Source organism: Pseudomonas sp. LBUM1674, assembly GCF_059695635.1.
In genome coordinates this window covers 140,871-165,405 of sequence record NZ_CP166779.1, presented here as the reverse complement: position 1 = coordinate 165,405, position 24,535 = coordinate 140,871, and the positions used below count along the sequence as shown (strand labels likewise).

The 24,535-nt window shown below is 60.4% G+C and carries 27 protein-coding genes; 8 read left to right on the top strand and 19 right to left on the bottom strand.

Annotated features, from left to right (window positions below; genetic code table 11):
• Positions 1-274 precede the first annotated feature (274 nt).
• The 10 genes from ACA067_RS00795 to ACA067_RS00750 form a co-directional block, all read right to left on the bottom strand.
• Complete coding sequence (locus ACA067_RS00795) at positions 275-910, bottom strand: NADH:ubiquinone oxidoreductase subunit N (protein ID WP_497460205.1); 636 nt, start codon at positions 908-910, stop codon at positions 275-277.
• An 82-nt stretch (positions 911-992) separates the two neighbouring features.
• A complete protein-coding gene (locus ACA067_RS00790) occupies positions 993-2,441 on the bottom strand; it encodes an efflux transporter outer membrane subunit (protein WP_497460204.1) in 1,449 nt (482 codons plus the stop codon).
• Positions 2,438-3,325: an efflux RND transporter periplasmic adaptor subunit gene (locus ACA067_RS00785; protein WP_497460203.1), complete on the bottom strand. Its 888-nt coding sequence runs from the start codon at positions 3,323-3,325 to the stop codon at positions 2,438-2,440. Before ACA067_RS00785 ends, ACA067_RS00790 begins: the two co-directional genes overlap by 4 nt.
• Positions 3,322-3,531 (bottom strand): DUF1656 domain-containing protein, encoded by a 210-nt coding sequence (locus ACA067_RS00780; protein WP_138963642.1) that lies wholly within the window; start codon positions 3,529-3,531, stop codon positions 3,322-3,324. The genes ACA067_RS00785 and ACA067_RS00780 overlap by 4 nt, the downstream gene beginning before the upstream one ends.
• Positions 3,528-5,600, bottom strand: coding sequence for an FUSC family protein (locus ACA067_RS00775; protein ID WP_497460202.1), 2,073 nt, complete (start codon positions 5,598-5,600; stop codon positions 3,528-3,530). Before ACA067_RS00775 ends, ACA067_RS00780 begins: the two co-directional genes overlap by 4 nt.
• Positions 5,597-6,025 carry a MarR family winged helix-turn-helix transcriptional regulator gene (locus ACA067_RS00770; protein ID WP_497460201.1) on the bottom strand — a complete coding sequence of 143 codons (429 nt, stop codon included), beginning with the start codon at positions 6,023-6,025 and terminating at the stop codon, positions 5,597-5,599. The genes ACA067_RS00775 and ACA067_RS00770 overlap by 4 nt, the downstream gene beginning before the upstream one ends.
• Positions 6,026-6,165: 140 nt before the next feature.
• On the bottom strand, positions 6,166-6,441 hold the full coding sequence (locus tag ACA067_RS00765) for a type II toxin-antitoxin system RelE family toxin (protein ID WP_497460200.1): 276 nt from the start codon (positions 6,439-6,441) through the stop codon (positions 6,166-6,168).
• The gene (locus ACA067_RS00760) at positions 6,431-6,676 is read right to left on the bottom strand and encodes a type II toxin-antitoxin system Phd/YefM family antitoxin (RefSeq protein ID WP_497460199.1); all 246 of its coding nucleotides are present in this window, start codon (positions 6,674-6,676) and stop codon (positions 6,431-6,433) included. The genes ACA067_RS00765 and ACA067_RS00760 overlap by 11 nt, the downstream gene beginning before the upstream one ends.
• Positions 6,677-6,756: 80 nt before the next feature.
• Positions 6,757-7,002 (bottom strand): DUF2789 domain-containing protein, encoded by a 246-nt coding sequence (locus ACA067_RS00755; protein ID WP_497460198.1) that lies wholly within the window; start codon positions 7,000-7,002, stop codon positions 6,757-6,759.
• A 106-nt stretch (positions 7,003-7,108) separates the two neighbouring features.
• A complete protein-coding gene (locus tag ACA067_RS00750) occupies positions 7,109-7,570 on the bottom strand; it encodes an aminoacyl-tRNA deacylase (RefSeq protein WP_497460197.1) in 462 nt (153 codons plus the stop codon).
• A gap of 198 nt (positions 7,571-7,768) precedes the next feature.
• Between ACA067_RS00750 and ACA067_RS00745 the strand changes: the two genes are divergently transcribed.
• Both ACA067_RS00745 and ACA067_RS00740 read left to right on the top strand, forming a co-directional pair.
• Entirely contained in the window at positions 7,769-8,299 is a 531-nt protein-coding gene (locus tag ACA067_RS00745; RefSeq protein ID WP_497462706.1) for an NfeD family protein, read from the top strand.
• 2 nt (positions 8,300-8,301) lie between these two features.
• Positions 8,302-9,060: a slipin family protein gene (locus ACA067_RS00740; protein ID WP_497460196.1), complete on the top strand. Its 759-nt coding sequence runs from the start codon at positions 8,302-8,304 to the stop codon at positions 9,058-9,060.
• Positions 9,061-9,138: 78 nt separating this feature from the next.
• Here the strand turns inward: ACA067_RS00740 and ACA067_RS00735 are convergent, their stop codons facing one another.
• From ACA067_RS00735 to ACA067_RS00715, 5 genes are all read right to left on the bottom strand, one after another.
• Positions 9,139-10,716, bottom strand: coding sequence for an efflux transporter outer membrane subunit (locus tag ACA067_RS00735; protein ID WP_497460195.1), 1,578 nt, complete (start codon positions 10,714-10,716; stop codon positions 9,139-9,141).
• Complete coding sequence (locus ACA067_RS00730; protein ID WP_497460194.1) at positions 10,713-11,777, bottom strand: HlyD family secretion protein; 1,065 nt, start codon at positions 11,775-11,777, stop codon at positions 10,713-10,715. Before ACA067_RS00730 ends, ACA067_RS00735 begins: the two co-directional genes overlap by 4 nt.
• 26 nt (positions 11,778-11,803) lie before the next feature.
• Positions 11,804-13,342 carry an MFS transporter gene (locus tag ACA067_RS00725; RefSeq protein WP_497460193.1) on the bottom strand — a complete coding sequence of 513 codons (1,539 nt, stop codon included), beginning with the start codon at positions 13,340-13,342 and terminating at the stop codon, positions 11,804-11,806.
• Positions 13,343-13,572: 230 nt separating this feature from the next.
• Positions 13,573-14,499, bottom strand: coding sequence for a LysR family transcriptional regulator (locus tag ACA067_RS00720; RefSeq protein ID WP_497460192.1), 927 nt, complete (start codon positions 14,497-14,499; stop codon positions 13,573-13,575).
• 244 nt (positions 14,500-14,743) lie between these two features.
• On the bottom strand, positions 14,744-15,034 hold the full coding sequence (locus ACA067_RS00715; RefSeq protein WP_497462894.1) for a hypothetical protein: 291 nt from the start codon (positions 15,032-15,034) through the stop codon (positions 14,744-14,746).
• Between ACA067_RS00715 and ACA067_RS00710 the strand changes: the two genes are divergently transcribed.
• Positions 14,939-15,790: an RHS repeat-associated core domain-containing protein gene (locus ACA067_RS00710; protein ID WP_497462705.1), complete on the top strand. Its 852-nt coding sequence runs from the start codon at positions 14,939-14,941 to the stop codon at positions 15,788-15,790. The genes ACA067_RS00715 and ACA067_RS00710 overlap by 96 nt on opposite strands.
• A 16-nt stretch (positions 15,791-15,806) precedes the next feature.
• On the opposite strand, the gene ACA067_RS00705 is transcribed toward ACA067_RS00710, so the two are convergent.
• The 4 genes from ACA067_RS00705 to ACA067_RS00690 are packed head-to-tail and all read right to left on the bottom strand — an operon-like array spanning position 15,807 to position 19,499.
• Positions 15,807-16,673, bottom strand: a complete 867-nt coding sequence (locus ACA067_RS00705; RefSeq protein ID WP_497460191.1) for an ABC transporter permease — start codon at positions 16,671-16,673, stop codon at positions 15,807-15,809.
• 20 nt (positions 16,674-16,693) lie between these two features.
• Positions 16,694-17,554 carry an ABC transporter ATP-binding protein gene (locus ACA067_RS00700; RefSeq protein ID WP_497460190.1) on the bottom strand — a complete coding sequence of 287 codons (861 nt, stop codon included), beginning with the start codon at positions 17,552-17,554 and terminating at the stop codon, positions 16,694-16,696.
• 5 nt (positions 17,555-17,559) lie between these two features.
• Positions 17,560-18,585 (bottom strand): ABC transporter substrate-binding protein, encoded by a 1,026-nt coding sequence (locus ACA067_RS00695; RefSeq protein WP_497460189.1) that lies wholly within the window; start codon positions 18,583-18,585, stop codon positions 17,560-17,562.
• Positions 18,586-18,602: 17 nt separating this feature from the next.
• Positions 18,603-19,499 (bottom strand): TauD/TfdA dioxygenase family protein, encoded by an 897-nt coding sequence (locus ACA067_RS00690; RefSeq protein ID WP_497460188.1) that lies wholly within the window; start codon positions 19,497-19,499, stop codon positions 18,603-18,605.
• Between the two features lie 723 nt (positions 19,500-20,222).
• Here ACA067_RS00690 and bcsE point away from each other — a divergent pair.
• The 5 genes from bcsE to bcsQ are packed head-to-tail and all read left to right on the top strand — an operon-like array spanning position 20,223 to position 24,522.
• Complete coding sequence (gene bcsE / locus ACA067_RS00685) at positions 20,223-21,758, top strand: cellulose biosynthesis protein BcsE (RefSeq protein WP_497462704.1); 1,536 nt, start codon at positions 20,223-20,225, stop codon at positions 21,756-21,758.
• Positions 21,755-21,955, top strand: coding sequence for a cellulose biosynthesis protein BcsF (gene bcsF / locus ACA067_RS00680; RefSeq protein ID WP_497460187.1), 201 nt, complete (start codon positions 21,755-21,757; stop codon positions 21,953-21,955). Before bcsE ends, bcsF begins: the two co-directional genes overlap by 4 nt.
• Positions 21,942-23,573, top strand: a complete 1,632-nt coding sequence (gene bcsG, locus ACA067_RS00675) for a cellulose biosynthesis protein BcsG (protein ID WP_497460186.1) — start codon at positions 21,942-21,944, stop codon at positions 23,571-23,573. The genes bcsF and bcsG overlap by 14 nt, the downstream gene beginning before the upstream one ends.
• The gene (bcsR, locus tag ACA067_RS00670) at positions 23,543-23,806 is read left to right on the top strand and encodes a cellulose biosynthesis protein BcsR (protein ID WP_497460185.1); all 264 of its coding nucleotides are present in this window, start codon (positions 23,543-23,545) and stop codon (positions 23,804-23,806) included. Before bcsG ends, bcsR begins: the two co-directional genes overlap by 31 nt.
• Entirely contained in the window at positions 23,803-24,522 is a 720-nt protein-coding gene (gene bcsQ, locus ACA067_RS00665) for a cellulose biosynthesis protein BcsQ (protein ID WP_497460184.1), read from the top strand. Before bcsR ends, bcsQ begins: the two co-directional genes overlap by 4 nt.
• The last annotated feature ends 13 nt before the right edge of the window (positions 24,523-24,535 follow it).

The following is a 24,535-nucleotide window of genomic DNA, read 5'->3' as shown; positions in this document are numbered from 1 at the left end:
CCATTGTTGAAGGTGTGGTCGTCTTCCCTGAACCCTTGACGGGTCACGGCTCGACTCCGCTAAAAGTGGAATGCAGATTAGCATCAGGCGCACCGGGCGACCCAATGTTTAAAGGTTAAAGAGTGTCTATGGACCGCGCGTGGAGGGTGAGAGTTTCGGTGGTCATTCAATCGCTTTCGCGAGCAGGCTCGCTCCCACAGGGGATTCGTGATCGACACATAACCCTTGTGGGAGCGAGCCTGCCAGCGAAGGCGTCAGCCCAGGCAACATCAATTCAGGAATACTGAACCTCAATTTCGTCCAACTGATGATCAAAGCTTTTAAGCCGCGCCGTCCACGTATAGACCAACACCTCAAAATCCCGATTGATCACCGCCCCGCCCGTCACTTCCGCGCGCGGGTCGCAGAAGTCCAGTTGATAGCGTTCCCGCGCCATGGCGGTGGCGACATCGGAGAGTTCACGGGCGTTATTGAGCCAGTGCCGGCCGTCTTCGGCGATCTGCTTGTCCAGCTCCAGACATTGCTTTTTCAGCGCTTCGAGGCTTTTTTCCAGCGGCGTCCCGGTGAGTTCGCCCATGACCTCCTGGAACGTGCGCCCCGGTTGCCAGTAGCTGCCCCAGAAATACCGGTCAAACACTGTTTCGACGCGACGCAAAGCCACCTTGGTGTCCCAGATCAGCACCAGCGTCTTGCCTTGTTCGCATTGTCTTTTCTTGATGCGCTGACTCTGGACCGACGCCCAAGCCACCACCACGATAGCCATCACGGCAATCAGCGCAGCGGCGCTGTCGAGGAAAATCAGCGCCTTGTCGATTTGATGGGCCAACATGATGCCGTAGAAATAAGTGGCCGAAAGCAGCACCAACGCCGCAATAGCGCACCAGAAGCCGGGAGCATAAGGGTTTTTCATTATTGGTATCCCCATGACCAACGCGTGCCTGGATCGATGAGCTCGGCGAGCGATCTCATCAAGTCAAAGCATAGCAACGGCCTCAGGGTTTGCCGGGGTTCGAGGCTTGCGTTCGTCCGCTTTCCCAACCACCGCCCAACGCCAGGAACAAATCGATCTGACTCATGGCAACCTGGGTGTTGGCGGCGGCCAGTTGCGCCCGTACGTCGGTATAAGTGCGCGTGGCTTGCAGATCGGCCAGGAACGAGGCGCGACCGGCGGTGAAAAAGCGGTGGGTCTGCTCCGCGGCCAGTTGCGCCGACTGCTCTGCATCCGCCAAGGCATCGCGGCGCTGCAGCAAGGCGGAGTACTGGGCCAGGCCGGTCTGGGTTTCGCGAATGGCGTTGAGCACCACGCCGTCGAAATGCGCCAGCGCGCCCTGGGTCGTCGCTTCGGCCTCACGAATTCGCGCCCGGGAGCCGTTGGATGGAACGGTCCAGGTCAGCAATGGGCCGAAGCCCCAGCGATTGGTCGCCGGTTTGCCGAGGTTCTCCAGGATGCCAACGGTACCGACGGACGCGCCGATGCTGATGTCCGGGTACAACTCGCCGGTGGCGATACCGATTCCAGCCGTCGCGGCAGCCAGTCGGCGCTCGGCCTGCCGAATATCGGGACGGCGTTTGAGCAAGGTGGCGCCGTCACCCACAGGCAACAACTGCGTAATTTTCGGCAGCTCGACGCAGCTGGCAGTGCCGGCCGGTAGCTGATCCAGCGGTTTGGCCAGCAGCATCGACAACCGGAACAACCCGGCCTGACGCGCCGCCTCATACCGAGGCATGTCGGCGCGCAAGGATTTGAATTGGGTTTGCGAGCGGGTGACCTGGGTTTCATCGCCACGCCCGGCGTCACGCAAACGCTGGATCAGCGTGGTGCCCTGGGCTTGGAGGTCGAGGGAATGCTGGGCGATTTCCCGCTCTTCGTTGGCCGCACAGACCTGGGTGTAGGCCCGAACGACGTCGGCCACCAGGGTGATTCGGGCCGTATCCGCAGCCGCCTGAGTCGCATCGGCATTAGCCTTGGCCGCTTCGATCCCGCGCTGCAACGTACCGAACAGGTCGAACTGATACGAGGTGGTAATGCCGATGTCGCCCACGTTGGCCACCGGCACTTTCTCCGGTAACAAGAACGCTTCGCCGGACTCCTGCAAACGCTGGGCGCCGATCTTCACCCCGCCACTCCAGCCGCCCGCCGCCTGTGCTTCGTCGACCTGTGCGCGGGCCCGGGACAGATTCGCCGCCGCCACCCGCAAGTCGGTATTGGACGCCATGGCCTGCTGCACCAATTGGTCCAGACGCGGATCCTGGTACAAACGCCACCAATCGCCGGGCACCGGCGCGGAGACGACACGCGTGCCGTTCACTGCCAGATCACCCTGCAGGTCTTCACGGTGGACGGCGGCTTCCTCCGGCAAATGATAGTCCGGCCCGACCACCTGACAGGCCGAGAGCAACAGCCCCAATCCGGCGACCGCCAAACCCGGGGCCCTGCTCATTGCGCAGTCTCCCGGGTTTGATCGTCCATGATCGACACCGTGGCCGTGCGTCCGGCAATCATGCGAAAGTCCGCCGGCACCTCGTCGAAGGCGATCCGCACCGGAATCCGCTGGGCCAGCCGCACCCAACTGAACGCCGGGTTGACGTTGGGCAACAGGTTGCTGCCGCTGCTGCGATCGCGGTCTTCGATGCCGGCGACGATACTTTCCACGTGCCCGCGCAGGCGTGCACGGTCACCGATCACCCGAATGTCGACGCGCTGACCGACATGAATGCCATCCAGCTTGGTCTCTTCGAAATAGCCATCGATGTGAAAGGAATGGCTGTCCACCACCGACAACACCGGGCGTCCGGCGGTGACGAATTCCTGATTGCGCGGCGCACGGTCATTGACGTAGCCATCCACCGGGCTGCGAACGGTCGAGCGGTCGAGGTTGAGCTGGGCACTGTCCACTGCGATCTGGGCTTCCATCAGCGCCACCTCGGCCCGGGCCACCCGGGATTGGCTTTCTTCCAGTTGCTCGCCCGGTACCAGATTGCCGAGGCCGCGGTTGCGTTTGGCTTCCCGTTGCGCCTGAGCCAGGGTCTCCTTGCGGTCGGCAACCGCCGCCTTCGCCTGGCGCAGGGCCAGTTTGAAACGGTCCTGGTCGATGCTGAACAGCACCTGACCACGTTTTACCCACTGGTTGTCGCGTACATCCACCTGCTGGATCAGACCGGAGACGTCCGGGGCGATCTGCACAATGTCGGCACGAATGTGCCCGTCCCGGGTCCAGGGCGCGAACATGTAATACATCACCATGCGCCAGACGACGACAACGGCGAAGGTCACGATCAGCAGGGTCAGAACCACGCGACCGATGGTCAAAAACGGTTTTTTCATGTCATCAGGTATCGACTGAGTGAGTCCACGGCGCCGAGCAGCAAAGCGTAGAGAGCCACGTTGAACAATGCCCGGTGCCAGACCAGACGGTAAAAGTGCAGGCGCGTCAGCAACCCGTGCACCAACAGGTACAACATGTACGTAATACCCATCAGCACCAGCAGCGTCGGCAGGAACACGCCGCTGATATCCAGATCACCGATCATAAAGGCGCTCCATCGATGCCATGGGGCAGCGGTTCTTCGAGTTCGCCTGCGCCGACGAACTCCACACCCGGCAACAACGCCAGGCGCAGCCCGCTCAGGGCATGCAGCAGGTGCAGACGCGTGCCGTCATCGCAATCGCGATTCAGGGCGCGACGCGCGCGGTCCATGGTCATCAGCAACGGACTCGGCGCTGGCAAGCGTTCCCCCGCGTTCAGGCACGCTTTGAAGTACTCGCCGACTTCGACCACCACCTGGTGCAACAGCGCTTGCGGCACACCGAACACTCGCGGCGTGTAGGCGAGCAAGTCGAGCAGGTTCAGTGCCACGCGCACTTCGCGCAACGCGATGCCGGTGTCCTGGCCGGTCATGGCCAGCCGCGGCAGATGCTGCATCAGTCGATCGAGGATCTGCACGCCCAACTGCCGGTGTTCGGCCAACGAGGCCGGCTCGGTGAGGCTGACAATGTCGCGCCAACTGAAACGGGTCAGGCGCTTGGCCGCCAGTTCCGCACCGAACGGCCGCGCGATCAGGGTCCAGACAAAGGCGAACAGCAAACCCACGGGGCCGGCCAGGTTGGAATTGGCGAAGCTGAGGAAGTCCGCGTCGTAGGCCCCCTGAATGCTGATGAAAGACGAGGTGTTGACGAGGGTCAGCAGCATGCCCAGGTAGAACTGCGGCTTTACCGTGAGGGTGCCGATGCAGATGAAAGGTACGGCGAATGCCAGCACCAGCATCGGGAAGTCATGCAGGTTAGGCAGGATCAGGAACAGGTAAAGGCTGGCGAACAGCACCGACATCGCCGTCCAGAAAAAGAACCGGTAGATCTGCGGTGCCGGATCGTCCATCGAGGCGAAGAAGCTGCACGCCACCGCCGCCAGAATCACCGCGGCACCGCCGTCGGTCCAGCCGAGCAGAATCCACAGCACCGACGCGACAATAATTGCAGTGACTGTGGACACCGCCGAATAGAGCATCAGCCCACGGTCGAGAAACGGCGACAACCGCCCTAATCGCCAGTGCCGATACACCGCGCGCCAGCTGTCCTGGCTTTCGCACTGGATGGCGTATTGCAGGCTGCGGCAGTCCTGCCACAAATCGATCCACTCACCCAGGCGGTACAGGGCGTTTGAAAACAGCAACTGCTTGCGATCGTCCAAGGCCTCGGCGGAGGGTTGCAGGGCTTCGAGCTGGTTTTTCAGTGCCTGCCAACGGCCGAGATCGGCATCTTTGTGATTCAGCCATTCGGCGGTTGCAGTCAGCAGCGGCGAAAACCTGTCCACCAGCTCGGGTGTGCGTCGCTCAAGGGCATAGAGCGCGTCGTCGAGCGCGTCGATCACCGGCAACAGGTGAATCATGCGCCCGCGCAGTTCCTTGGTGTTGCGCACGGTTTGCGGCCGTGCGCCTTCATGGGGCAGCTGGCCGATCATCAATTCCAGGGTGTTGAAGGTCGCGACCATCGATGAACGCAGGGCGCTGACCTCGTCCGGCTGCACGCTGCGGCTGAGGAATCGCAGGCTGTAGGTCGAAGCATCGGTAAACCATTTACTCACTGAATCGTTGAACACCGGCGCCAGCCGCCTTGGCCAGAACATCGCGCCTACCACTGCCGCAACGGCGATACCGAGAAAGATTTCTTCAGTGCGCGCTTCCGCCACGTCCCATACCGCCAGGGGATTATCCACCACCGGCAAGGCGATCAGCGGCAAGGTGTAACCCGCAAGCATCAGGGCGTAACTGTTGGCAGTGCGCAGGTGCAGGGACAAAAACAGCAGCGTCCCGGTCCACAGGGCGATGACCACCACCAACACATACGGACTCTGGACGAACATCGGCACGAAAAATACCGCGGCGGCGGCGCCGAGCAGGGTGCCGACAGCGCGGTACAACGCCTTGGAACTGGTGGGACCGACAAATGGACTGGAAACGATATAGACCGTGGCCATTGCCCAATAAGGACGGGGCATTTGCATGAGCATGGCGATGTACAACGCGATCATCGACGCCGCGAACGTACGCACACCGTAGAACCAATCCCGCGCCGGAGGCATTCCGGAAAAAAAACCGTTCAAGAATTGGCCACCGCTGAGTGATTGGCCGATTCAAACGCCCTGAGCACCCGCAGTGCCGCTTCCAGATCACTCTGCTCAATGCCTTCGAGCACCTCGTGACGCAAGCGCACCAATTCGATTTCGACCGCCTGTACCAACACCCGACCGCTCTCGGTCAGGCTCAGGCATTTGGCGCGCCGGTCATGAGCGTCCGCGGTGCGGCAGACGTAACCGTCATGGCACAGTTGATCCAGCAGGCGCACCAGGGACGGACTCTCCATCCCCGCCGCCTGCGCCACCGTCACCTGTCGCACGCCCTCGCCCAGACGCCCGATCATCAACAACGGGACGGCACAGGCTTCGGAGATTCCATAGTTGACCAGCGTGGTCTGGCAGATCTTTCGCCAATGCCGGGCGGCCACCACCATGGAGCTGCTGAGGTTCATCTGGAGAGCGTCGAGGTTTTTCGGCACGAAGGACAATACACACTGTTAGTTTGCTAACTATCAATATGACATTTGAAGGGAAACCTGGTCAAGTTTTGTAACAAATTTGTGCCGAGCGTTGTGCCTGCGAGTAGAAGAATTCAACGTTTCTTGGCTCGCTCATAAACATCGCCGCGCTCGCTTTTACCGACCGCGACGACAGAAACGACTAGACGCTCATCGATAACTTCGTAAACAAGTCGGTATCCCGATGACTTCAGCTTTATTTTGTAGCAGTCAGGCATGCCGTGCAGCGAGTCTGACGGGACTCGAGGGACTCTTTCCGCCAGTTTCTTTTTGAAGTGATCACGCAGCGTATGCCCCAACTTGTCCCACTCTTTACGGGCTGATGGCAGAAATTCGAGCTTATAAGTCATCCAGTGTTACCGGAACCGGCGTTTCGTGACGGCGAGAACGAACGATTTCTGCCAATTCAAGGTCATCTAGACGCTCGACCATGCGCTCGAAAACATCCGCGGGAACCATGTACCCCATGACTCGATTGTGATTCAGTACAGCCACTGGTCCACCTAGAGCACCGCTCAGTACCGCAGATGGGTTCTTCTTCAGCTCGGAAACACTGACGGCCATATCGGCTAGAACATTTTGCATAATTAAGACCTCAAATAAGGTCGTAATTCTGGTCTTTTTTTTGCTCTTCGAACAATCAAGGAAAATACCTTCTGTCAGATTTATACCCCCCGCCCCTTCCTCAACAGTACATCCAGTTGATCCACCACCTCCGCCCAATCGGCGTCATCCAGTATCTCGTCCCTCAAGAATTCCGCCTGGCTTTTTGACCAGAAAAACGCGTCCGCCAGATGCAATTCAGGTTTGAGCGGTGAGTGAGTGGCGATGAATTTGTCGATGCTGACCGGGTCGCTGTCCAGGCCGAGTTGTTTGAATAGCGAGGGGAGGCTGTGGGTTGGGGATTCCATGTCGGGCTCCTTGGTGACGGACATATTATTTGCGAGCAAGCCCGCACCCACAGGTATTCATACGCCTGTAGGAGCCAGCTTTGCTCGCGATGACGACGCCGAAAAACTACTGACTCAACTCGCAAACCTCTGCATGCGGCACCATTTTCAGGAACTCCGGCACGCTCATGTGCACCAGATTGTTGTGGTTTCCCGCCTCCAGGTAGATGTCTTTCTGCCGGGTCAGCAAGGGGTCGATGACCATGTCCAGGCCATAGGATTCACCCAACGCCGGCACGGCGCCGCGTTCGCAGTCGGTGAACAGATGCGCCAGGGTGCTTTCCCGGGAGATCTGCCATTCGCCGCTGCCCCGTACTTTGCTCAGGTCCAGGTGACGGCTCGCCGGCAGCACGGCCATCAGGTAATGACCGTGGCGATCGTCGAGGATCACCGATTTGGCTACCCGTTCGGCAGGAATGCCCGCGACCCGCGCCGTTTCAAGGCTGCTGGCCGAGTGTGGGTGGCTGACCACGTCAAATTCGCAGTTGGCCTTTTCCAGGCTGCTCTGCACTGTTTTTGCCATACGCATGATTCACCTCGATGTCTGCAGACAGTGTCTGGTGGACGATGGTTAACACTTTTCTCTGTACTGAAAGTCTAGGCCCGCTGGTGCAATCACGAGGGAAATCTGCCCGCCGGACAGGGTCAACAACTGATCAAAATTCGTACAACATGCAGCTCAGCTAGACTGTATAAAGAACCATCAATGACTCTCCCGGAGGGTCAAGTGAACATTCGTTGCTGTGCGGTTGCGCTGTTGTTGGCCTTGAGCGGGTCGGTCTTCGCTGCGGACACGGTTGTCCTGCTGGCTCCCAACCCCATCGGGATCTGGCTGATCACCTTTGGCATCGCGTTTCTGATTGCCGAGGCGGCATTGCCCAATTACGGCGTGATCGGTTTGGGCGGCATTGTGTTGTTCGTGATCGGCGCAGTGATCCTGACCAACACCGAGGTGCCGGTCCCGTTGATGATCGGCCTGGGCCTGATCAGTGCCCTGTTGTTGATTTTCCTGCTGATCCGCGCACTGCAAACCCGACCGCGCGACACCGTCAGTGGCGATGCAGGACTGGTTGGCAGCGTGACGCCGGTAATGTCGCTGACCGGCAATGCCTATAACGGCTGGGTGCACCTGCAAGGAGAAAAGTGGCAGGTACTCAGCGCCACACCGCTGCAACCCGGACAACGGGTCCGGGTGGTGGCACGCAAGGGATTACTGCTGGAAGTGGCCGCGGCTGACGCGGCGCCGGGTGGAGAATAACCATGGGCTTGCAACTGGGTTTTGCCGCGCTGCTGTTACTGCTGATTGCACTGGCGGGGTCGACCTTTCGTATCCTGCGCGAATACGAGCGGGGGGTGGTGTTCCAGCTCGGGCGCTTCTGGCAGGTCAAGGGACCCGGCCTGATCCTGCTGATTCCAGTGGTCCAGCAGATGGTTCGCGTCGACTTGCGTACCGTGGTCCTCGACGTGCCACCGCAAGACGTGATCACCCGCGACAACGTCTCGGTCAAGGTCAATGCGGTGCTGTATTTCCGCGTGCTCGATCCGCAGAAGGCGATCATCCAGGTTGAAGACTTCCTCATGGCCACCAGCCAACTGGCCCAAACCACGTTGCGGGCGGTGCTCGGTAAACACGAACTGGATGAACTGCTCGCCGAACGCGAGCGCTTGAACGTCGATATCCAGCAAGTGCTTGATGCCCAGACCGACGCCTGGGGCATCAAGGTCGCCAACGTCGAGATCAAGCACGTGGACCTCAACGAATCGATGGTTCGCGCGATTGCCAAACAGGCCGAGGCCGAACGGGAGCGCCGGGCCAAAGTGATCCATGCCGAAGGTGAACTGCAGGCTTCGGAAAAACTGATGCAGGCCGCCGAAATGCTGGGCCGCCAGCCGGGTGCCATGCAGCTGCGGTACATGCAGACGCTGAGTTCGATCGCCGGAGACAAGAGCTCGACCATCGTCTTCCCGCTGCCTATCGAGTTGCTCAAGGGCATGGCGAATTTGTCGGCGCAGGAATGAGTTGAACGTGACAGCCTCAAAAGATCGCAGCCTTTATAGGCGCTGCCGAAGGCTGCGATCTTTTGGCCGTACCAAACCTTAACGCTGCACCGTCTCTACCGCCGGGTACACCGACTCCCATCCCCCGCCCAACGCCTTGTACAACCCGACCATCGCCAGCGAAACCCCGGTCGAGCTTTCGACCCACTGTTGTTGAGTCGCCAGCAACTCGCCTTGCACGGTAAGGACGTTGACGAAATCCACCACCCCTTCCACATATTGCTGTTGCGCGGTGCGCAAGGCGATCCGGTTCTGGCGTACGGCTTCGGCGAGGCGGTCGCGGCGCAGTTGGCTGGCGTTGTAGGCGGACAGTTGATCGTCGATCTCATGCCAGGCGCGCAGTACGGTTTGCTGGTAGGCCAGTGCCGCTTCCTGCTGTTGTGCTTTGCGCAGATGCAGCATGCCACGCAGGCGCCCGCCATCGAACAGCGGCAGACTGAACTGCGGGCCGATGCCGAACGAGCGCGAACCCCAGGAACCAAAATCGCTCAGCTGCATGGCTTGGGAACCGACATTGCCCGAGAGGGTGATGCGCGGATAGAAATCGCCCTTGGCCACACCGATGCTGGCGGTGGCGGCATGCAGGCGGGCTTCGGCCTGGCGGATGTCCGGGCGGCGTTCGGCCAATTGCGACGGCAGCCCGATGGCCAACTGGCGCGGGGTTTGCGGCACCGGCGCATCTGTGGATAACTCGGCATGCAGTGCCTGCGGCGGCTCGCCCATCAGCAGGCTCAGGGCGTTGATCAATTGCGACTGACGCTGCTCCAGTGCCGGCAGGCGCGATTCGATGGCGGCGACCTGCGCGGCGGCTTCGGCGACATCCAGATCGGTGGCGACGCCGTCGGCCAGGCGCAGTTGCGAGAGCTTCAGGCTATGGCGAGCGACGTCGAGGTTCTGCTCGGTGACGACTCGGATACTTTGCACACCGCGTAGCTGTATGTAGTCCTGGGCGGTGTCGGCGAGTACTGATAACAGCACGCCGCGGCGGTCGTTTTCCGCGACTTCCAGGGTGGCATCGGCGGCCTCGGTTTCGCGACGCACCCGGCCCCAGAAATCCAGCTCCCAGGACGCGGAGAAACCGGCGTCCCACAGATTGAATGCAGAGTCGCCGTTGTTGCCCGACGGATCGTTCAGGCCTTTGCCGCTGTTGCGTTTACGCCCGTAACTGCCCGTGGCGGCGGTATTTGGATAGCGCTCGGCCGTGATCACCTGACGCGCGGCGCGACTTTGTTGCAAGCGGCTGCTGGCGAGTTTCAGGTCGAGGTTGTCGGTCAGGGCGCGTTGGGTCAGGGCCGAGAGTTTCGGGTCGTGGAACACCTCCCACCAGCGTTCGTCCATGGTTTCGGTGACGGCTTGGCTGGTGGCGGCATTGGAAGGTTTGTTCCACTCGGCGATTTGTTGCGCCTGAGGTTTCTCGAAGTCCGGGCCGACGGTGCAGGCTGACAGGCTCAGGACGAGTAAGGCGCAAAGGGTTAGTTGAGGCAACCGGCCTCTTCGCGAGCAAGCCCGCTCCCACACTGGATCTCCTTTTGTGCATGAAGCTTGGGCACTCAGCAGATCAAATGTGGGAGCGGGCTTGCTCGCGAAGGCGCCTGAACAGTCGACAAAGATCTTCATCGTTGAGCAACCTCATGCTCGCCAGAGCTCGCCGTATCGATCCTCGCCTCCACCGACATCCCCACCCGCAACCGCTCAGCCAGCGGTTGCCCAGGCTCCAGAACAATCTTCACCGGAATCCGCTGCACAACCTTGGTGAAATTGCCGGTGGCATTGTCCGGTTTGATCGAAGCAAAGGTCACGCCGGTGGCCGGGGCGATGCTCTCGACACGTCCGCGCAGCGCTTCACCGCCGAGGCTGTCGACGCGAACCTGCACGTCCTGCCCCGGCTGCACGTCGGTCAATTGGGTTTCCTGAAAATTGGCGATCACATAAGCCTGAGCGAGCGGTACCACCGCCAGAATCTTGCTCCCGGGCGTGACATACGCGCCGACGCGTACCGCACGCTCGCCGACCATGCCGTCCTGAGGCGCAATGATGCGCGTATAGGACAGCTCATAACTGGCCATTTCCAGCGCCGCTTGCGCCCGTTTCAAGCCACCATCGGCCGCGTCGCGCTGGGCGCCAAGGATCTCCACTTGCTTGCGCTCCGCGGCCAGTACCGCCGTGGCGTTGGCCAACCGCGCGCTGGCCTGGTCGATGCGCGTGCGTGCTTGCTGAGCATTCTGCACCGTACCGGCACCAACCCCGGCGAGGTGGTTGTAGCGGTTCAATTCATGCTCGGCGAAGGCCATCTCTGCCTTGGCGGATACGACGGTGGCCTGGGCCTGGGCGATCACCGAAGTCTGACGTTCGAGAGTCGCCCGCACATTTTGCAGTTGCGCCCTCGCCATCATCATCTCGGCGTCAGCGGCCTGCGCGGCGGCGCGCAGGTCGCGGTCATCGATGACCGCCAGCAACTGCCCGGCCTTGACCTGCTGGTTATCTTCCACCAGCACGTCCTTGATAAACCCGGCCACGCGCGGCGCCACCAGGGTGAAGTCCGCCGAGACAAAGGCGTCATTGGTGCTTTGTTGCGTACGCTGGCCGAAAATCCCCGGCACCAGCAGATAAACCAGCACGCCGATCGCCACCATCGCGACGGCGCCAACGGCCACTTTTTGCTTTGCTTGAGTCATCATAAAAACCTTCTGTTTCAGTGGAGCATTCAAGTCGGCGCGCGCGGTGGATAGATCCGCGTCGGCAACCAGAAAATCAGCAGGATCAGCGCCAGGGCGACACCGGCCATGCACAGATAAAGGTCCGAAGCCGTCAGCACCACGGCCTGTTCGTGCAGCCGGTGGGCAAGGCCCGCGCTGTCGCTGTCGGCCAGGGGTGAGTTACCGAGGCTGTCCACCAGCATGGTCGAATGAAAGTGCAGCCTGGACGTGGTCAGCGCTTCGATCACACCGGTGGCGATCACCGCCGACAGGCCTTTCACGGTATTGAACCAGGCCGAGGCGAACGGCCCTTCCAGCGGGCTGATGCTACCGGTGGAGAGCATCAACAGCGGCAACACCGCCATGGGCTGACCGAAGATCTGCAATAGTTGCAGCGCATAGAAATCGTCACGAATCCACACCGACGTCAGCTGCGAACCACCGATGCACGACAGCACCAGCATGCTCAGCCCAATACCCAGCACCCAGCGACAATCGATCCAGCGCAGGTTGCACAGCGCTGCCACCAAAGGCAGTGCGATCAGCTGTGGCAATGCCGCGAGCAGCATGATCGGCGCGGTCTGCACCGGGCGATAACCCTGGACCTGCGCCAGGTAGCTGGACGGAATGATGATCACCGCCAACAGCACCACCAGCACCCCGGCCAGGGTCAATAAGGCGAACGACAGGTTGCGGATGCCGAGCATCTGCATCTTGAAAAACGGGATCGGCTGCGACCATTCGTTGATCAGGAACAGCACCAACAGCAATAGCCCGCCACCGAGCAATCCGCAGATCAGGCTCGACTCGAACCAGTCCAGCCGATTGCCCTGCAGGATGCCGATCACCAGCATGCAGATCGCCGGAAAACCCAGCAGCAAACCGCGCCAGTTGAATTGCTTGAAACGCTCCAGGCGCAGAGGGTCCTGGGGCAAGCCGTAGGCCACCGCGACCATGGCAATCAGGCAGGGTGCGATGATTTGCCAGAAGGTCCATTGCCAGCCGACATGTTCGGTCCATAACCCGGCCAACGGAGTGCCAAGGCCGGGACCGAAGGTGGCCGTCAAGGCGTAACCGGCCAGGCCATAGAGCTTCACGCTGGCCGGCAAAAAACGCAGCGCGACGGTCATCAGCATCGGTGGCAACGCGCCGCCGGCCAGGCCTTGCAAAGTACGCATCACCAACAGGCTTTCGTAGTCAGGGGCGAACGGACAGAGCACGCCCAGCAGGGTGAACGCACTGATCGCGCAAAGCGTGAACCTCCGCAACGAGAACGTCACCGCACACCATGGCGCGAACGCCATGGCGGCCACCGAAGTCGCGGTGTAACTGGCAACCAGCCAGGTGCCTTCATCGTAGCCGATCGCCAATGCGCCGCGAATGTCGGCCAGGGCAACCTTGGTCACCATCTCGTTCAGGCCCGACACCAGCACCGCCAGCAACACGCCTACCAGGCCGATGATGATCCGCGGGCCGAACGCCGGCGGGGTGACCGCGGCCGCAGGGGTGGCCGCGGCAAGAGGTGCCGTGACCGTGAGGGAAGTCATCTGTTACAAGCTCCGGAATGGGTTACCGAAGCATTTTAAGAAGTGCGGGAGCTGACGAAAATCAACTTATCGGCAAGTTATAAGTGCGTCCGGTGCAGCAATACAAAACCCCCTGTAGGAGCTGGCTTGCCAGCGAAAGCGGTGGACCAGTCAATGAAGATGCAGGATGAAAAATCGCCTTCGCTGCGGTGCGGCGATCCGACAAGCCAGCTCCTACAGGGGGTCAGCGTTCAGTTGGAAGGCGGTTGTGCGGCCAGCCACGTCGCATCGCAACATGCCTTGAGCGTCTCGCGCATCCACCGATGCGCCGGATCCTTGTCGAAACGCGGGTGCCACGCCTGGGTCAGCATGAGGGTCGGCAGCGGAATCGGCAGGGTGAATGAACGCAGCTTCAACCCCAGACGCCGCACACTCAGCAACGCCTCCTTGGGTACCGGCAGAATCAGATCGGAATCAGGCAACGCAAACATCGCCGCATGGAAACTCGGCGCAATCACCGCCACCCGCCGTTCCAATCCCAGCGCGTTGAGCGCAGTGTCGATCGGGCCACGGGCGATGCCACGGCGGGACATACTGATGTGGGAAAAACCAGCGAAGCGCTCAGCCGTGATTTCTTCATCAAACAACGGGTGGTCCTCGCGCACCAACCCGACAAAGTGCGTGGAAAACAGGTTCTGAACCTTCACCTCCGGCATCAGCGGCCGGTTGTTGCTGACACTTAAATCGATGCGGCCTTCACGCAAGGCTTCGTCATCCCCATCGCCCTCCGGGACAAAACGCAACTCACAGTGCGGCGCCTGGCGCTCCATCGTGTCGAACAGCTTGCCGCCGTAGACCCCCACGAAGAAATCGTTGGCGCGAATACTGAACCGCCGCCGCAAGCTCCCCAGCTCCACTTCATCGGCGGAGCGGAACAGCAAAGCCGCCTGCTCGACGACATCCCGCACCTGCTCGCGCAGCGCCAATGCCTTGGGCGTCGGCACCAGGCCACGACCGGCCCGCACCAGAATCGGATCGCCAATCGCCTCGCGAATCCGCGTCAACGTACGGCTCATGGCCGCCGGGCTGAGATTCATACGCCGCGCCGCGCCCACCACACTGCCTTCGTCAAGTAACGCATCGAGGGCGACCAGGAGGTTCATGTCCGGGAGTTGCATGTTGAGCACTCTTAACTGACCAGGATTGATTCAGACGCAATGCTATCAGCCTATCCCCCCGCTGTAGGAGCAAGCTTGCTCGCGATGAACGATAACGCGGTCTACCTAGGGACCGCGCCGCCCCATCGCGACCAAGCGTCGCTCCTACAAATGAGCGTGTTCCTGCGATGCGGCACCCTAGCAGTTCTGATAGTTCTCAACCTCGGCGCAAGCGCGTAAAACCAAAGGACGGCACTAACTTCGCTCATTTACCCGGGAAGGCCACTCCATGCCCCCAACAGATCCGGTTGATAAACAGAAATCGAACACGCAACGCACGGTTTTGCTGGCGACTGATAGCCAAAAATCGGTGCTTGTCGAAATGGCTGGTGATGACATCAATCGCCTGGCTTACACCGTCTACGGCCATCAGTCTGCGCAACAGGAAGTCGCGACGCGGTTGGGCTTCAACGGCGGACTGCGCGAGGCGCAAACCTGCTGGTATTTGCTGGGCAACGGTTATCGTGCGTACAACCCGCGATTGATGCGTTTCCATAGCCCGGACAGCTGGAGTCCGTTTGGGCGGGGCGGGTTGAATCCGTATATGTATTGCGTGGGGGATCCGGTAAATCGTTCGGATCCGACAGGACATTGGAGCGCACTTGCACTGCTTTCCAGTGCAAGGGATATCGGTGCATTTGGATATTTTACTTCCATTCTAGGAATAGGCTTAAATCTTAGTAGCTTAGTTATAAATGGCGGGCGACTTAGCCTGGCAAACGGTCTCGGGACGATATCCGGACTGACAGGTCTCGCTGCCGGAGCTTCGGCGATGTTTGACTATGCCCCCCAAGCTACTCAACTACTTTCCGCTACAAGTGTGATATCGAGTGCAGCCTCAACTTATCTTGGCACTCGGGCACTGCGCACCGACTTTAGACATACAGGGTGGTACGAGGCTCCCTTCCGGAGGCCTAGCGGCAGCCCCCCTGCTTACTTCGCCTCCTCCCCCCCTCGTCGCACCCCGGGAGCTGCGCCCCCATTACCACCCCCCGCCTATCCTCTCAACAGTTCAACGATGTTGCCCGCAACCGCTGGTCAAAGACCGCCCGCTTACTCAAGACAAGACCCTGCCTTGTTCTCAAGTCCATTAGATGAAGCGTCCTCACCATTCTCAATAGCTCCTGTTGATACAGTAACCGTCGGAGGAGATTTTCCGGCTATTGGGCATTCCGCTCGACTTCATCGACAAGAACTGAATCGAATAGATGGTCTGTCAACCTCGGGAATGACCATTCGACAAAGGAGATAGACACGGGAATTCTATCTCACCGCTGCATCCCCCACCGCTTCACCGTCACCCGCTCCAACGTATCAAACACCAGATTCTCCACCAGCAACCCAATCAGAATCACCACCGCCAACCCGGCAAACACCTTGTCGGTATACAGCTCATTGCGATTCTGAAAAATGTACCAACCCAAGCCACCCTTACCACTGGTAGCACCAAACACCAGTTCAGCGGCGATCAGCGTGCGCCAGGCGAAGGCCCAGCCGATTTTCAACCCGGCGAGGATCGACGGCAGCGCAGCGGGAATCAGGATGAACAATACGAAGCGCATGCCCTTCAAGCCGTAGTTACGCCCAGCCATGCGCAAGGTTTCCGAGACGCCGAGAAACCCGGCATAGGTGTTCAGCGCCAACGCCCAAAGCACCGAATGTACCAGCACGAAAATCAGGCTGTTCTGCCCCAGGCCAAACCACAGCAACGCCAACGGCAACAGGGCAATCGCCGGCAACGGGTTGAACATCGAGGTCAGCGTACTCAGCAGGTCGCGACCGAATTGCGTCGACACCGCCAAGGTGGTCAAGGCAAACGCCAGCACGATGCCGATCAGGTACCCCTTGAGCAACACCACCAGGGAAATCCACACCTTGCCCAGCAACTCGCCGCTGAGCAGGCCGTCATACAGCGCATTGCTGGTTTGCACGAAACTCGGCAGCAGCAGGTCGTTGTTCTGAATACGGGCAACCACTTCCCACAGCACCGCCAGCAAAATCAGGATCAGGCTTTTACGAATCCAGCCCTGTTGCCAGAGACGCTGACCAAGGGGCAATTCCCGCTCCAGCGGCACGCTCGTCAGGGGTTGCAACACGGTTTCGAATTCTTGTCGCGCAGATGAAAACTGGCTCATCGGGCACTCCTCTCAATGGCTCAATAAGCGATGCGGATGTCGGAAAAATCCAGCTCGCGCTCGGTTTCCGGAGACTGGCCTTCATCGAACAACAAGCGATGAATGCGCCGCGCCGACGCCTGAAATGCCACGCCGCCGAGGCTGTGCAAATCGTATTGATGGCTGTGGACTTCCGCCCGCACGCGACCCGGATGGGGTGACAGCAGCAAAATCCGATTGCCCACCACCAACGCTTCTTCGATGGAGTGCGTGACGAACAGCAGCGTGAAGCGCACCTCTTCCCAGAGCAGTAGCAACTCTTCCTGCATCTTGCGCCGGGTCAGCGCATCGAGCGCCGCGAAAGGTTCGTCCATCAGCAGGATTTTCGGCTGCATCGCCAATGCCCGGGCGATGGCCACCCGAGCCTTCATCCCGCCGGACAAGGTGTGCGGGTAGGCATCGGCAAACGCCGCCAGCCCGACCTTGTCCAGGTAGTGCAGCGCCCGCTCTTCGGCTTCCTTTTTCTTCAGGGTTCGGGAGGCCAGCAGCGGGAACATCACGTTCTGTTTGACGGTTTTCCATGGCGGCAGCTGATCGAACTCCTGGAACACCACAATCCGGTCGGGCCCCGGCGCAGTGACGGTTTGTCCCTGCAGCCGCATTTCGCCCTCGCACGGCTGGATGAATCCGGCGACTGCTTTAAGCAACGTTGATTTACCGCAACCGGACGGGCCGAGCAGCACAAAACGGTCCGCCGGATCGATTTCGAAACTGACCTGATGGGTCGCCCGAACCACACGTTGCGGCGTGCGGTACTCCAGGCTGACCTTGTCGACCGACAGCAGCGCCTGGGCTGCGGCGATCGGGTTGCTGGCCGTGTGGCCTTGCAAGGGGGCGTTCATCTCGATCAGCTCCCTTGCAGTGGTTTGGCATCCTGGAAGAAATAATCCTTCCACGAGTCCGGTTTGTTCTTGATCGCGCCAACACGGTAGAGAAACTCGGCCAACGGGTAAGTGTTTTTCGGCGTGACGCTGAATTCGAACTGCGGGTTGTCGATGATTTTCAACAGTGCAGCGCGATCAATTTTCGCCTTGGTGACCCGGATGTAAGTATCGGCCGCCGCGCCTTTATCGTTCTGGGCAAACTGCGCCGCTTCGGTCAGCGCCTCGACGAAGGCCTTGTAGGTCTTCGGGTTCTCGTTGCGGAATTTCTCTGTGGCGAACAACACCGTCGGCGAGTTCGGGCCGAGCAGGTCGTAGGTATTGAGCACCACATGCACATTGGGATTGGCCAACGCCTGATCCTGAAATGGCGGGTTGGAGAAGTGCCCGCTCAATTCGGTGCCGCCAGCGATCAGTGCCGCCGTGGCGTCAGGATGCGGAACGGCGATGGTGTACTTGTCGAGGCGGTTGAATTCCTTGTCGCCCCACTGCTTGGCAGCGGCGTATTGCAGGAAGCGCGACTGTACCGAGACACCCACCGCCGGCACCGCGATGCGGTCCTTCTCGGTGAAGTCGGCAATAGTCTTGACCTTGGGATTGTTGCTCACCAGGTAATAAGGGAAATTGCCCAGAGAGGCCACGGCTTTGACGTTTTGCTTGCCGTGGGTGCGGTCCCAGATGGTCAGCAGCGGACCGACGCCAGCACCGGCAATGTCGATGGAGCCGGAGAGCAGCGCATCGTTGACCGCCGCGCCGCCCGAGAGCTGTGTCCAGTCGACCTTGATGTCGATACCTTCCTGCTTGCCGTACTTCTCGATCAGGTTTTGATCGCGCACCACGTTGAGCAACAGATAAACGATGCCGAACTGTTCGGCGATGCGGATTTCACCTTCGGCATGGGCTGCGGTCGGCGCCACCAGGCTGCCGGCAATCAGGCTGAAACCCAGGCCGATGGCCGCGGCCAAGGGCGCAAATGGAAGTCGTTTGGACATGGAAATTCTCCGACAAATCAGAAAGGCGCGTCGCCCTGGATGGTGGTGCGATACAGCTTGCGGCGCAGATGGCTCGGGCATCCGGCTGCCAGGTGGATCAGCGATCGGTTGTCCCAGAACACCAGGTCGTGGGCCTGCCATTGATGGCGATAGATGTTCTGCGGCAGCACGCTGTGGGCGTAGAGCTCGGCGAGCAGTTGCTGGCTCTCGTCTTCCGGCAAACCGACGATGCGCGTGGTGAAACCCTCACTGACAAACAACGCCTTGCGACCGTTTTCCGGGTGAGTGCGCACGATCGGGTGCACCACTTCCGCGACCTGAGCGAGCTGCTCCGGTGTCAGGGTCGGGCGCCAGTTGCCTTCGAATTTGGTTTCGCTGTAGCGCGCCGTGTAGGAGTGCGCGGCCGAGCGACCTTCGACGGCTTTGCGCAGTGCCTCGGGCAGGTTGTCCCAGGCTTTGTGCAGGTCGGCGAACAAGGTGTCGCCGCCTTCGGCGGGCAGTTCCTGGGCGTGCAGCATCGAGCCGAGGCTCGGCAGTTCCTTATAGGAAAGGTCGGAGTGCCAGAACTTGCCCGCGTCGCCGAGGCCGATGGACTGGCCGTTTTCGATGATGTTGGAAACGATGAGAATTTCCGGGTGCCCGGCCAGCAGGAACTGCTTGAGCACGTGGATCTGCAACACACCAAACCGGCGGCTGAAGGCAATTTGCTGCTCGGGGGTGATGCGTTGGTCGCGAAACACCACCACGTGATGATCCAGGTGCGCCCGGTGAATGCGAGCGAAGTCCTGGTCATTGATCGGGCGGGACAGATCGAGGCCGATGATTTCGGCACCGACGGCGCCACTGAACGGGCGAATTTCGAAGGTTTGCGGCGCGATGGTCGCGGCGCTTGGGCTAGCGGTAGCTGCAGACATAAATCACTCCCACGCACGGCGCTCAATGGCGCGCGTCGATCAGAAACTCACGGAGGTCCCGTGTTGGTTCGTGTCGTGCGGCGCGCCGATTGGTCGGCAGGTACGCAGAACTGCAAGATATAGGAATAAAAGAGTTATTTTAAATATCAATAAGGAATATATATATTTCAGGCGATCGCCTCGGCAGAATTTGCCTCTAGCGAACAACAGGCTGCTTCAAACATGTCTCGTGAATGGAACACTCAGGATCCGAAACCGATTCAGAGTGTTGTTCTGAGTTGCTCCATGCGAAGCGGCGACAACGAAATAGCAAAAAATGGCGTCAGTTTCATGACGCGATGTCAGAACACCTACCGCTCGTCGGAAAAAAACTTGCACCAACGTCCAAATTATTGACACCCCCAACCTGATATCACACATTGCGCGCCCATTCCTCATCGCAATAACTGCCATGTGCCTTAGGTCTAATAGAACTAAGAAAAAACCCACATCCTTGGCAGGTAGGAATCGTCGATTTCCTGACACACAAATAGTTTGTGGGACAGATCTCGCCAATATTCAGACGTTTTAATCCCAATCGTGAACTCCCTGCTGCCCGCTTGCGAAGCCATGCGGCTGTGCGCGGACGTTGGATGGTTTCTTGTCGTCAGGCTCGCACGGCTGTCAGTCAGCCCGGCGCGTCCTATGCATTCAGGATCAGGGGAGTAGCAGATTTTGAGTCAAGTGACTTTGGCCATCCGGCACCTGCAGGATGAGCACATATGCCTGCGAAAGGCAGGTCTGTATTGGATCGCGCTGGATCACCCGGCCGATGCGACCCTTATTGCCCGTCAGTTTTTGTCGGCGCTGCAGCAAACCCACGCGGCGACCTTGACCTGCTGCGGCCAAGACCCGACCACCGTGGTCGACTCAATGGCCAGCGATGCCGGCCCCGGTGCGCTGAGAATGTTTTCGGTGCCTGATGAGGCCGCCATTCGTGCTGCCTTCAATGCATTCGCGAATGATCTTTCACGTATCAACATTCGCCAAGGCAGCTACCTGGTGTTGATGCTCGCTGCCAGCCACGTGGAAAACCTCTCCGACGCCCAGCTGCAACAATGGATCGACGGCATGCGCCAATGGCTCAGTGAACGGGCTTGCACCTTACTGGTGCTCTGCCACGGCCAGGCGCCTGCGCTGCACGAACGCCTGTTGGCACTCAATGAAGATATTTCCGGACTTGCCCAGCTTTATCGACGCGACGGCGGCATTTGCTACCAGCTGAACTTCTGGCACAGCGAAATGGGTGTATGCGCCGCTCAGGCATTCGACCTTGTACTTGAAAATGATGTCTTCGGCTTGAGCGTCACACAGCTATCCAACCCGCCGCAGACGCGAACTGACGATCAGCGCATTTACTTGACTCAGCGCTCGGTCCTCGAAGGCGCACCGCCGCTTTCCGAGCAATGGCGGCTGTTCGAACATCGCGATGACTTGCTGGAGCAGGCGGGTCGTGCGCGGGCGGCCAGTGTCATCATGGCGCTGAACAGCAACCAGGAAGTCGAGCTACTGGCCCGCCGTCTTCACGCGCTGCGCGAGCGTTGCGGCGTTGCTCTGAAGGTCATCGTGCGCGAAATGGAGCCCTGCCTGCGCTATCGCGACGAGCGCCTGTTGCTGGCCTGCGGCGCTAACCTGATCGTGCCGTTCAAGACACCGCTGGCGCATTTCCTGAGCCTGGTGGACAGCGTTCAGGGTCAGATCTGGCGGCATCGCCAAGTGACCAACGTCGAGATGCTGTTCGATCGCCTGCGCCCCCCTGCCCAACGTGGCTTGCTGGCCCCCTTGGCATTCATCACCACGCTGGACCAGATCTACAGCGGCGCCTCGGGTGAGGTCACCCACCAACTGCTGCGGTTACGTCCACGCGGTGACCTGGACATCGACCAATACCTGAACCAGATCACCTTGCGCCGTTTTGGCGACATCGCCTGCGTGCTCGACGGGTACTTCTATCTGTTTCTGTTCGCCTGCCGGGCCGATGGACTGGAACCTGCACTGGGCAATATCTGCCGTTTGCCGTGGCGCGATATTTTCAGCGCAATCACGCCGCTGTCGACCGTCGATGACTTGCCTCGCCAGGCCTTTCTCGACGCGCCCCATCAATCCGAGGCGCACCGCATGGCCAGCGAACAAGTGACGGATAACCTGGTCCAGGCGATTGCCCGTGCCGGCTACACCCCGCAACGCATCAGCCTGCCACTGTCGGAACCGTGCCCATGATGTATTCCCAACTGCTGCAAGTCATCTTGGCCAGTTGCCTGATGACCCTGGCCCTGGTCCTGCTGCTGCGTGCTGTTGAACAGCGCGCTCTGCGCTGGTCGCGGCGACACCTGTCGCCCCGTTATTTGAAGCCCTGTGGCATGCGTCGGCGCGCGCCTCAAGCGCCTGCTGCGAGTGATACCGATGAGCCAGTTTGAAAAACCCGACCTGCCCGTCCAGCGAAACGCCTGGACCTGGCCGGGTCTCGGGCGCTGGAATCTGTATTTTCTGATCAAGCTGGCCTTGCTGTGGGGCGGTTACCTGAACCTGCAGGTATTGCCCAACCTGGTCTTCGCCGCCGTGCTGCTGGTTCCGGTGCGCCAGCGCCATCTGGCCGCCCTGCGCACGCTGATTGCCGTTCCGGTGGGAGTGGCGCTGCTCTATCAGGACACTTGGCTGCCGCCCTTCAGTCGCCTGCTCGACCAGCCCGGGGTATTGAATTTCACCCCGGAGTACCTGCTTGAGCTGGCCGGCCGCTTCATCGACTGGAACCTGTGCGGCGCGCTGATGCTGATAGTGGTCGCGTACTTTTTCATCCACCAGTGGCTGCGCCTCACCACCTTTACGCTGGCCGCCTTTGCCTGGCTGAGCGCCAGCAACCTGTGGCCCTTGCAAGTGCCAGCGCAGTCGCTGGCGCAGTCGGCCACACCTGCCCAGGCCATCACGTCAGGCGAACCGGACAGCAAGACGCTAGAGGCCTACCTGCAAAAATTTTATGACACCGAAGCCGCACGGCATGTCGAGTTCAAGCCGGCGGACGCCACGGCGCAGCCGTTCGACCTGTTGCTGATCAACATCTGCTCACTGGCCTGGGATGACCTGGACTCTGTCGGCCTGCGCGATAACGCCCTGCTGGCACAGATGGACGTGGTGTTCGACAACTTCAACTCCGCTACCTCCTACAGTGGCCCGGCGGCGATTCGCCTGTTGCGCGCCAGTTGCGGCCAGCAATCGCACAGCAAGTTGTACGCGATAGCACCCGAGCAATGCCTGCTGATGGATGACTTGCGCAAGCTGGGCTTCGAGAACGAAGTCATGCTCAACCACACCGGCCAGTTTGAAGGCTTCATCGATGAAGTGCGCGCGCAAGGTGCATTGCCGGCGCCGGCTGTCAGCACCGCCGATTTACAGCGCGCGCTGGTCGCCTTCGACGGCTCGCCGATCTGGCGGGACCGTGATGTGCTGGACAAATGGTGGGAACATCGTGAAAGCCAGGACAGCGCACGCGTGGCGCTGTTCTACAACACCACCACCTTGCATGACGGCAACCGTGCCCTGACCGCCGATGGCGGCACCCGAAGTGCCGACTACAAGCCGCGCGCGCAAACCCTGCTGGAGGACCTGAATGTCTTCCTCAAGGAACTGGAGAAGAGTGGGCGCCGGGTGGCTGTGGTGATCGTGCCGGAACACGGTGCGGCCCTGCATGGCGACCGCATGCAGATTTCCGGCATGCGCGAGATCCCGAGCCCTTCGATCACCCACGTTCCGGTGGGCATCAAGCTGGTGGGCATGGGCAAGAATCTGCGCAGCGGACCGGTCCATGTCACCCAGCCGAGCAGCTACCTGGCCCTCTCGGAAATCATTTCGCGGTTGTACGCGTCCCCCCTTGCGCCTGACGGCCAAAGCCCCGACTGGCAGACCCTGCTCGCCAATCTGCCGCAAACGCCGGCGGTATCGGAAAACGCCGGGACAGTCGTAGTCGACTATGCCGGCAAGCCTTATGTTCGAATCAAGGAGAAAGGTACATGGCTGCCTTACCCGCAAAGATTCCAGTAAAAAACCAGGCGCTGTCACGCACCGAGCGCGCCGATGACATCGCCCGCCTCAAGGTCGAGTTGAAGCTGCCCGGCCTTGAATACGTCGATATTTCGGCGCAGCTGGAACTCAACCGTGCCATGCGCCGCTGGCCGCTGCTCGAAGAGTTCGGCTTTCCAACGCTGGCGTCGTCGGAGCCGCCATTGCCGGTGGCTCAGCCGATCCGGCAGAGTAAATTCGGAGCACTGAGGTGACAGCGTTGAGTCTGCGTGGCGTGCGTGGCGGCGTGGGGACCAGTTCGGTTCTGGCGGCTGTCGGCTATGCGCTGCACACGCTTGGGGAGCGGGTGCTGATGGTTGATATGTGCCCGGAAAACCTGCTGCGCCTGCACTTCAATCTGGTCGCCAGCGAGAAATTCGGCTGGGCGCGCGCCATGCTCGATGGCGACGATTGGCATGCCCAGGCCTGGAGCCTGGCACCCACGTTTGCCCTTTTGCCTTATGGCGGCCTGTCCTGGCAAGAATCCATGCGTATCGAACAGCAGCTGCTCGACGACCCGATTCTTTGGGCTCGGCGCCAGGCAAGCCTGACGGCGCACTACGATTGGGTGTTGTTCGATCTGCCCCAGCGTTTACCGGGGCACTCAGCGATCGGCCCGTGCCCGTTCCCGATCCGCGTGACCGAAGCCGACGCCGCCTGCCATGTATTGATGCTGCAGGAAGGCGGCACGGCGCCGCTGCTGGTTAACCGTTTTGACCCCGGCAGCCAGTTGCAGCGCGACTTGTTGCTGATTTGGCGCAAGCATTTGGCCTCGCGTCTGCTGCCCTTTACCGTGCACAGCGACGAAGCCCTGCGCGAAGCCCTGGCGTTCAAGCAGCCTGTCGGTCAATACGCGCCCGCCAGCCTGTCTGCCCAGGACGCCCTCAGCCTGGCGACCTGGTGCCTGACCCGACGCCGGGAGGCGCAATGATCGCGCGGATTTT

Coding starts and splice junctions, on each gene's coding strand:
- ACA067_RS00795 (WP_497460205.1), bottom strand. CDS start 910: ATGAAAAACCCTTATGCTCCCGGCTTCTGGTGCGCTATTGCGGCGTTG.
- ACA067_RS00790 (WP_497460204.1), bottom strand. CDS start 2,441: ATGAGCAGGGCCCCGGGTTTGGCGGTCGCCGGATTGGGGCTGTTGCTC.
- ACA067_RS00785 (WP_497460203.1), bottom strand. CDS start 3,325: ATGAAAAAACCGTTTTTGACCATCGGTCGCGTGGTTCTGACCCTGCTG.
- ACA067_RS00780 (WP_138963642.1), bottom strand. CDS start 3,531: ATGATCGGTGATCTGGATATCAGCGGCGTGTTCCTGCCGACGCTGCTG.
- ACA067_RS00770 (WP_497460201.1), bottom strand. CDS start 6,025: ATGAACCTCAGCAGCTCCATGGTGGTGGCCGCCCGGCATTGGCGAAAG.
- ACA067_RS00765 (WP_497460200.1), bottom strand. CDS start 6,441: ATGACTTATAAGCTCGAATTTCTGCCATCAGCCCGTAAAGAGTGGGAC.
- ACA067_RS00760 (WP_497460199.1), bottom strand. CDS start 6,676: ATGCAAAATGTTCTAGCCGATATGGCCGTCAGTGTTTCCGAGCTGAAG.
- ACA067_RS00755 (WP_497460198.1), bottom strand. CDS start 7,002: ATGGAATCCCCAACCCACAGCCTCCCCTCGCTATTCAAACAACTCGGC.
- ACA067_RS00750 (WP_497460197.1), bottom strand. CDS start 7,570: ATGCGTATGGCAAAAACAGTGCAGAGCAGCCTGGAAAAGGCCAACTGC.
- ACA067_RS00740 (WP_497460196.1), top strand. CDS start 8,302: ATGGGCTTGCAACTGGGTTTTGCCGCGCTGCTGTTACTGCTGATTGCA.
- ACA067_RS00735 (WP_497460195.1), bottom strand. CDS start 10,716: ATGAAGATCTTTGTCGACTGTTCAGGCGCCTTCGCGAGCAAGCCCGCT.
- ACA067_RS00730 (WP_497460194.1), bottom strand. CDS start 11,777: ATGATGACTCAAGCAAAGCAAAAAGTGGCCGTTGGCGCCGTCGCGATG.
- ACA067_RS00725 (WP_497460193.1), bottom strand. CDS start 13,342: ATGACTTCCCTCACGGTCACGGCACCTCTTGCCGCGGCCACCCCTGCG.
- ACA067_RS00720 (WP_497460192.1), bottom strand. CDS start 14,499: ATGCAACTCCCGGACATGAACCTCCTGGTCGCCCTCGATGCGTTACTT.
- ACA067_RS00715 (WP_497462894.1), bottom strand. CDS start 15,034: ATGGAAACGCATCAATCGCGGGTTGTACGCACGATAACCGTTGCCCAG.
- ACA067_RS00705 (WP_497460191.1), bottom strand. CDS start 16,673: ATGAGCCAGTTTTCATCTGCGCGACAAGAATTCGAAACCGTGTTGCAA.
- ACA067_RS00700 (WP_497460190.1), bottom strand. CDS start 17,554: ATGAACGCCCCCTTGCAAGGCCACACGGCCAGCAACCCGATCGCCGCA.
- ACA067_RS00695 (WP_497460189.1), bottom strand. CDS start 18,585: ATGTCCAAACGACTTCCATTTGCGCCCTTGGCCGCGGCCATCGGCCTG.
- ACA067_RS00690 (WP_497460188.1), bottom strand. CDS start 19,499: ATGTCTGCAGCTACCGCTAGCCCAAGCGCCGCGACCATCGCGCCGCAA.
- bcsF (WP_497460187.1), top strand. CDS start 21,755: ATGATGTATTCCCAACTGCTGCAAGTCATCTTGGCCAGTTGCCTGATG.
- bcsG (WP_497460186.1), top strand. CDS start 21,942: ATGAGCCAGTTTGAAAAACCCGACCTGCCCGTCCAGCGAAACGCCTGG.
- bcsR (WP_497460185.1), top strand. CDS start 23,543: ATGGCTGCCTTACCCGCAAAGATTCCAGTAAAAAACCAGGCGCTGTCA.